We start from the raw sequence: 6,591 nt of genomic DNA, 5'->3' as shown, positions 1-6,591 counted from the left end.
TGCTGGGAGCCCCTCCGCCGTTCGGGGCAGTCGGGGCTCACCCGGCCGCGCGCGGGTGCGGGTACCAGCGAGCCTTGGCCTCCGAGCGGGTGCGCTGCAGGAAGGCGAAGGAGCGGCGGGCGAACCGCCACCCCTCGGCGGTGCGGACCAGGTCGTCGGTGTAGACGCCGACGAACCCGAAGCCGTTGCCGGAGGCGTCGGCGCCGGACTCGGTGATGTACCAGGTGGCCGCGGCCGTGTCGCCAAAGACGTCGACGTGCCCGCTGTGGGTGAGCTGGACCAGGTGGGGGAAGTTGCCCAGCAGGCCGGACAGCAGGGCGGTGATCGCCTCGCGGCCGACGGCCTCGGGGACGCCGGGCACGTGCCACTCGCCCTTCTCGGTGAACAGGGCGGCCAGGTCCTCGGGGGCGCGCCGGTTGACCGCGTCGGTGAAACGCGCGGCCAGGTCGCGGATCTCGATCCGGTCGGCGGCGTGGTCAGGTGTCATGGTGGGTCTCCTCGGGGACGAGAGGGTCAGGGGCTGGGGACGCCGCAGCAGCTGGGGGCGCTGCCCGCCAGGACGTCGTCGAGCGTGTAGTCCGTGATGCGCCCGTAGGCGCTGCTGCGGCGGCGGGCGAGCTGGACCAGGACGCCGTGCGCCTGGCGGGGGTGGAGGAAGACCTCGTGCCAGTCGGGGTCGGCGGTGGACAGGCCGTGCACCCGGTAGCCGGAGCGCTCCAGGGCCGCGGCGACCTGGACGATCTCCAGGTCCTCCGGGACGGTCAGGGTGACGTGGTGCACCCCGCCCCGCGGGTGGCTGCGGAAGAAGCTGTCGAGGAACGTCGACCCCGGCAGCGGCTCCATCAGCTCCACCTTGCCCCCGCCGAGGAACTCCAGTTGGACGGCGCGGTAGCCGACCCGGGGGTTGTCGCCGCCGAGGTAGAATGTGCCGCCGAGGACGTCCCGGTACAGCGGCAGCAGGTCCCGGATGCGCCGGGCCGCCACCGCGAAGTGGTCGTGGGTGACGCCCAGCGGCAGGTCGGCGGCGCTCGCGGTCACCACAGGTCCCGCCGTCCCAGCTCCCGGGCGATCATGTTGCGCATGATCTGGTTGGTGCCTCCGGCGATCTCGTACAGCTTGGTCTCGCGCCAGTAGCGCTCCATCCCGTACTCGACCATGTAGCTGTAGCCGCCCAGGATCTGCATGCCGCGCGAGGCGCAGCGGGTACCCGCCTCGGAGCCGTACACCTTGGCCATGGACGCCTCCAGGGTGCAGTCCAGCCCCTGGTCCAGCCGCCAGGCCGCGTGCCAGGTGATCAGCCGCGCGGTCTGCACGTCCATCGCCATGTCGGCGAGCATGTGCCCGACGGCCTGGTGCTCGATGATCGGCTTGCCGAACTGGACCCGCTCCTTGGCGTACTTCAGCGCCAGGTCCAGGGCGCCCTGGCCCAGGCCGGTGCCCTCGGCGCCCACGTAGATCCGTTCGGCGTCCAGCAGGTCGAAGATGATGCCGGCGCCCCGGTTGAGCTCGCCGACGAGGTTGCGGGCGGGCACCCGCACGTCGTTGAGGAACACCTCGCAGGTGTGGGTGGACTGTCCGGCGAGCTTGCGCAGCGGGCGGACGGTCACGCCCTCGGCCTGCCGGGGGATCAGCAGCACCGACAGCCCTCGGGAGGGGGAGGCGTCGGGGTCGGTGCGCACGAAGGCGAAGATGTAGTCGGCGGTGTCGGCGCCGGTGGTGAACACCTTCTGCCCGGTGACGACGAAGTCGCCGCCGTCGCGCACGGCCCGGGTGGACAGGTGCGCCAGGTCGGAGCCGGCATCGGGCTCGGTCAGGCCCATGGCCATGCGCACCGTTCCCGCCGCGATCTGCGGCAGGAGCTCCTTCTTCTGCTCCTCGGTGCCGAAGCGGGCGATGCCCTTGGCGCAGAAGGTCGCCGTGGGCAGCCAGGCGTAGGCGAGGGCGGAGCTGGCGCGGGCGACCTCCTCCACCGCGATGCAGAGGGACAACTGGTCGGCGTTGCTGCCCCCGTACTCCTCCCCGAAGGCCATGCCGCACAGTCCGATCTCGGCGGCCTTGCGGTACAGCTCGGAGTTGAACTCCTCCTCCCGGTCGAAGCGGGTGACCTCCTCCAGGGGGGCCTCGCGGGTGAAGAACTCCCGCAGTGTCCGGCGCAGCTCCTGGTGTTCGGCGCTGAGGGTGAAATCCATGTGTCCCTAGTCTCCTGGTTCTGAGGGCTCAGCCGGCGACCTGCTGCGTGGACCCGGGGTACCGCTTGCGCAGCTCCTTCTTGAGGATCTTTCCGGTGGCGCTGATGGGCAGCGCGTCCACGAACTCCACCGAGCGCGGCTTCTTGTAGCTGCTCAGGCGCTGGGCGGCGAAGGAGATGAGCTCCTCCTCGGTCAGCGTCGAGCCCGCGCGGCGGCGCACCACCGCGTGGATGGCCTCGCCCCACCGCTCGTGCGGGACGCCGATGACGGCGACCTGCTCCACGTCGGGGTGGGCCTGGACGGCGCGTTCGACCTCGATGCTGAAGACGTTGATGCCGCCGGTGATGATCATGTCCTTGAGCCGGTCCACGATGGTGACGAAGCCCTCGGAGTCGACGACGGCCACGTCGCCGGTGCGGAACCACTCGCCCTGGCGGCTCCTGGCGGTCTCCTCCTCCATGTTGAAGTAGCCGGGGGACATGGTGGGGCCGGACAGCCAGATCTCCCCGGAGGTCGTGCCGTCGTGGGGCACGTCGACGCCGTCGGAGCCGACCACGCGCATGCTGATCGAGGTGAGCGGCTTGCCGATCGAGGCGAGCCAGCTGACCTGCTGCTCGGTGCCCTCGGTGAACTGGTTCTCGGGCCGCAGCACCGCGCCGCAGGAGTAGCTCTCGGCCATGCCGTACAGCGGGTAGAGGACGTTGCCGAGGACCTCGCGGGCGCGCTTGAGCACGCTGACCGAGTACGGGGAGCCGCCGGACATGATGCCGCGCAGGGAGGAGAAGTCGTACTCCTCCACGCCCGGCTGGGAGACGATCATCTGCACCATCGTGGGCACGATGGTGGTGTTGGTGACCCGGTACTCCTGGACCAGCTTCGGGAACTCGACCGGGTCGAACGCCGGCGGGATCACGGTGCGCCCGCCCTTGAGCAGCACCGGGTGCAGCCCCGAGGGGCCTCCGGGGTTGAAGAACATCGGGATGCACTGCAACGCGGTGCCGCGTTCGGGGATGGGCAGTTCGGCGAGCCAGTTCTGCAGGGCCGCGATGGCGTTGCGGTGGGTGAGGATGGCGGCCTTCGGGATTCCGGTGGTGCCGCTGGTCGCGCCGAGCTGGTAGATGTCGTCCGGGCTGACGGGCACCTTCGGGTCCTCGTCGGAGGCGTCGGCGATCAGCTGCTCCAGGTCGAGGGGGAAGCCGTGGTCGCCGCCGAAGCCGATGACGTGCCTGATGGTGGGCACCTCCGGCAGCCAGGTCCGGGCGTTGTCGGCCAGGTCGGCGTGGACCAGCAGCGCGGTGGGCTCCACGTAGGACAGGTAGGAGGACAGCTCGTAGGCCGACAGCCGGATGTTGGCCGCGGCCCCGATGACCCCCGACTTGGCGGTGGCGAAGAAGAACTCGAGGAACTCGCCGCAGTTGGGCGAGAAGAGCGCGATCCGGTCCCCTTTGGACAGGCCGAGGCCGAGCAGTGCGTTGGCGAACCTGGTGGTGCGGGTCTCCAGGTCTGCCCAGGTCCGGGTGGTGCCTCCGGGGACCACCACGGCCTCCTTGTCACCGAAGAACCGGGCGTTGTTGCGAACGATGTCGCTGACCAGCATTGATGAGCTCCTAGCGGTCGGAGGAGGAGGAAACGCCTCTGGTGTTCCCGACAGAAGCACTGTAACGTGATTTAACGGTGGACGTAAGATGTCGATTTAGATTTCCGTTGTGGAGGCGGGATGCGCTACCTAGATCTCGTCCGCGGTCCTGCGACCCGGTTCGGGGAGAAGACCGCCGTGGTCGAGGGCGACCGGCGGATCACCTTTCGGGAACTGGACGACCGGGTGGGACGGCTGGGCGCCGCCCTGCGCGCCCGGGGGCTGCGCCCCGGCGACCGCGTGGCCCTGCTGGCCGCCAACGAACTGGAGTACGTGGAGATCCAGGCGGCCTGCCTGCGGTCGGGATTCGCCCTGGTCCCGCTGAACATCCGGCTCACCGAGCGGGAGCTGGGCTTCATCCTCTCCGACTGCTCTCCCGGCCTGTTCGTCGCCGGACGGGCCGAGGAGAAGCGGGCCGCCTCCCTGGCCGCCGAGGTCGGCATCCCCCACGTGCTGGCCCTGGGGGAGCCGCAGGAGCTGCCCTCCTACGACGACGCGCTGCGCCAGGCCGTCCCCGACCCCGGCGCCGACCCCGAGGACCCCGAGCTTCCCGCCACCATCCTCTACACCTCGGGGACCACCGGCCTGCCCAAGGGCGCGGTCGTCGACCGCCTCGGCTTCACCGCGCGCGTGATGACCAACGCGGTCGAACTACAGACGAGCGCGGCCGACGTGCACCAGGCCAGCCTGCCGATGTTCCACATCGCCGCCTTCCTCTCCTACGCCCACACCGCGGTGGGGGGCACCGTGGTGATGCTGCCGGAGTTCGACCCGGAGCGGGCGCTGCGCACCATGGAGCGCGAGCGGGTCACCACCACGGTGCTGGTCCCCACGATCATCACCATGCTGCTGGACTGCTCGGTCATCGACGAGGTCGACCTGTCCGCGCTGCGGCTGGTCATCTACGGCGGCTCGTCCATCGAGCCCGGTCCGCTGCGGCGCGCCCTGGAGCGCTTCGGCTGCGGCTTCCACCAGCAGTACGGCATGACCGAGACCGGGGGCCAGACCATCCTGCGGCCCGCCGACCACGACCCGGCCGACACCGAGCGGCTGTCCTCGGGGGGCACCGAGGCGATCGGCCTGGAGGTGCGGGTGGTCGACGAGGAGGACCGGCCGCTGCCCGCGGGCGAGGTCGGCGAGATCGTCTGCCGGGGCCCCTCGGTGATGCTCCAGTACTGGAACCGGCCCGAGGCCACCGCCGAGGCGCTGCGCGGCGGCTGGTTCCACACCGGCGACATGGGCTACCGCGACAGCCGCGGCTACCTGCACATCACCGACCGGCGCAACGACATGATCATCACCGGCGGGGAGAACGTCTACCCGCGCGAGGTGGAGGCGGTGCTCATCGAGCACCCGGACATCGCCGACGTGGCCGTGGTGGGCCTCCCCGACCCGAAGTGGGGCCAGACGGTCACCGCGGTGCTCGTGGGGCAGGCGCCGGCCGACGAGGAGCTGAGCGCCTGGGCCAGGCAGCGGCTGGCCGGCTACAAGGTCCCCCGCCGCTGGGTGCGGGTGCCCGAGCTGCCCCGCAACGTCACCGGGAAGGTCCTCAAGCACCAGTTGCGCGCCCAACTGGCGAAGTGACCGGAGGGGCCGCCGTCCCGTCGTGGCCGTGGGGACGGCGGCCCCTCCGGTGGTTTCGTGCACACGGGTCGGGCCGCGGCTCCCGAGGGGAGCCGCGGCCCGCGCTGTGGGGCGGCCTGCGGTCAGTCGCCGCGGAACTCGGGGGCGCGCCGTTGCAGGAAGGCCCGGACCCCCTCGGCGAAGTCGTGGGTCTTCCACAGCTCGGTGACCCGCTCCTGCTCCAGGTCCAACTGCTCGTCCAGGCCCAGCGTGGTCGCCCGGTCGACCAGCTCGCGCACCCGCAGCAGGGCCAGCGGCGGGGCGGAGGCCAGCGACCGGGCCAGCTCCAGGGCGGCGGAGCGCGCCGACCCGTCGGGCACGGGCTCCTCGGCCAGCCCGAGGGAGGCGGCCTCGGCCGCGCCGACCGGCCGGTTGCGCAGCAGCAGGGACAGGGCGCGGGCCGCGCCCACCATCCTGGTCAGGAAGTACGACACGCCTCCGTCGGGGGAGGAGCCGATGCCCATGTAGCCGGGGACCAGCCGGGCGCCCTCGCCGAGGACCCTCAGGTCGGCGCAGAGGGCGATCCCCATGCCGGCGCCCACCGCGGGTCCCTCCACGGCGGCGACCAGCGGCACGGGAAGGCTGCGCAGCCGTCTGAGGGAGCGGTGCAGCTCCTCGACCAGGGGAGTGAGGACCGGGCCGGGCTCTTCGGCCAGCGCCCGGTCGACCAGGGACAGGTCGGCCCCGGCGCAGAACGCCGGCCCGCGTCCGGTCAGCACCAGGGCGCGGGCGCCCCGGTCCACCAGGGCGGCCGCCTCCGCGCCCAGGGCACGGACCAGCTCGACGGTCAGCGCGTTCATCCGGTCGGGGCGGTTCAGTTCGATGAGGCCCACCCGGTCGGTGAGCGAGGTCTCCAGGGACACGGGAACTCCTGGTCGGGGTCAGTAGCCGATGATGCCGAGGCCGTGGTCCATGCACATGTAGGGGACGCCCATGCCCAGGCGGGCGAAGGTGGCGTCGCGCACCCCCTGCGGGCCGAACTCGCTCAGCAGGGGGAAGGACGTGCACACGTACTCGGCGTCGATGAAGACCGAGTAGTAGCGGATGCGGTCCTCGTCGATGCGGGGGCCGCCGGCCTTCTCGTAGGCCTCGAACATCTCCTCCCGGGGCAGCAGGGCGTCCGCGCCCCGCCACAGGGCCGAG

Annotated in this window: 7 protein-coding genes; 1 reads left to right on the top strand and 6 read right to left on the bottom strand. The window is 71.6% G+C overall.

Annotated features, from left to right (window positions below; translation table 11 throughout):
• Window positions 1–37: 37 nt before the first annotated feature.
• Genes AC529_RS09630 through AC529_RS09615 form a run of 4 tightly spaced genes read right to left on the bottom strand, consistent with a single transcriptional unit; the run spans window position 38 to window position 3,786 of the window.
• The gene (locus tag AC529_RS09630) at window positions 38–487 is read right to left on the bottom strand and encodes a nuclear transport factor 2 family protein (protein WP_068755719.1); all 450 of its coding nucleotides are present in this window, start codon (window positions 485–487) and stop codon (window positions 38–40) included.
• Between the two features lie 26 nt (window positions 488–513).
• Window positions 514–1,038, bottom strand: a complete 525-nt coding sequence (locus tag AC529_RS09625; protein WP_157080146.1) for a VOC family protein — start codon at window positions 1,036–1,038, stop codon at window positions 514–516.
• Window positions 1,035–2,189 carry an acyl-CoA dehydrogenase family protein gene (locus tag AC529_RS09620; protein WP_068755717.1) on the bottom strand — a complete coding sequence of 385 codons (1,155 nt, stop codon included), beginning with the start codon at window positions 2,187–2,189 and terminating at the stop codon, window positions 1,035–1,037. The genes AC529_RS09625 and AC529_RS09620 overlap by 4 nt, the downstream gene beginning before the upstream one ends.
• Before the next feature lie 28 nt (window positions 2,190–2,217).
• On the bottom strand, window positions 2,218–3,786 hold the full coding sequence (locus AC529_RS09615; RefSeq protein ID WP_068755716.1) for a class I adenylate-forming enzyme family protein: 1,569 nt from the start codon (window positions 3,784–3,786) through the stop codon (window positions 2,218–2,220).
• A gap of 120 nt (window positions 3,787–3,906) precedes the next feature.
• Between AC529_RS09615 and AC529_RS09610 the strand changes: the two genes are divergently transcribed.
• Window positions 3,907–5,409 (top strand): class I adenylate-forming enzyme family protein, encoded by a 1,503-nt coding sequence (locus AC529_RS09610; protein WP_068755708.1) that lies wholly within the window; start codon window positions 3,907–3,909, stop codon window positions 5,407–5,409.
• 122 nt (window positions 5,410–5,531) lie between these two features.
• Here the strand turns inward: AC529_RS09610 and AC529_RS09605 are convergent, their stop codons facing one another.
• Together AC529_RS09605 and AC529_RS20475 are read right to left on the bottom strand one after the other, a co-directional pair.
• Window positions 5,532–6,311, bottom strand: a complete 780-nt coding sequence (locus tag AC529_RS09605; protein ID WP_068755706.1) for an enoyl-CoA hydratase/isomerase family protein — start codon at window positions 6,309–6,311, stop codon at window positions 5,532–5,534.
• Between the two features lie 18 nt (window positions 6,312–6,329).
• The coding region (locus tag AC529_RS20475) for a hypothetical protein (RefSeq protein ID WP_198156363.1) at window positions 6,330–6,591 on the bottom strand (262 nt) is incomplete at its 5' end.

The organism is Thermobifida cellulosilytica TB100, assembly GCF_001517975.1.
Lineage (GTDB): Bacteria > Actinomycetota > Actinomycetes > Streptosporangiales > Streptosporangiaceae > Thermobifida > Thermobifida cellulosilytica.
Note: the sequence above shows the minus strand (reverse complement) of the source record. Positions and strands in the feature narration are given on the sequence as shown.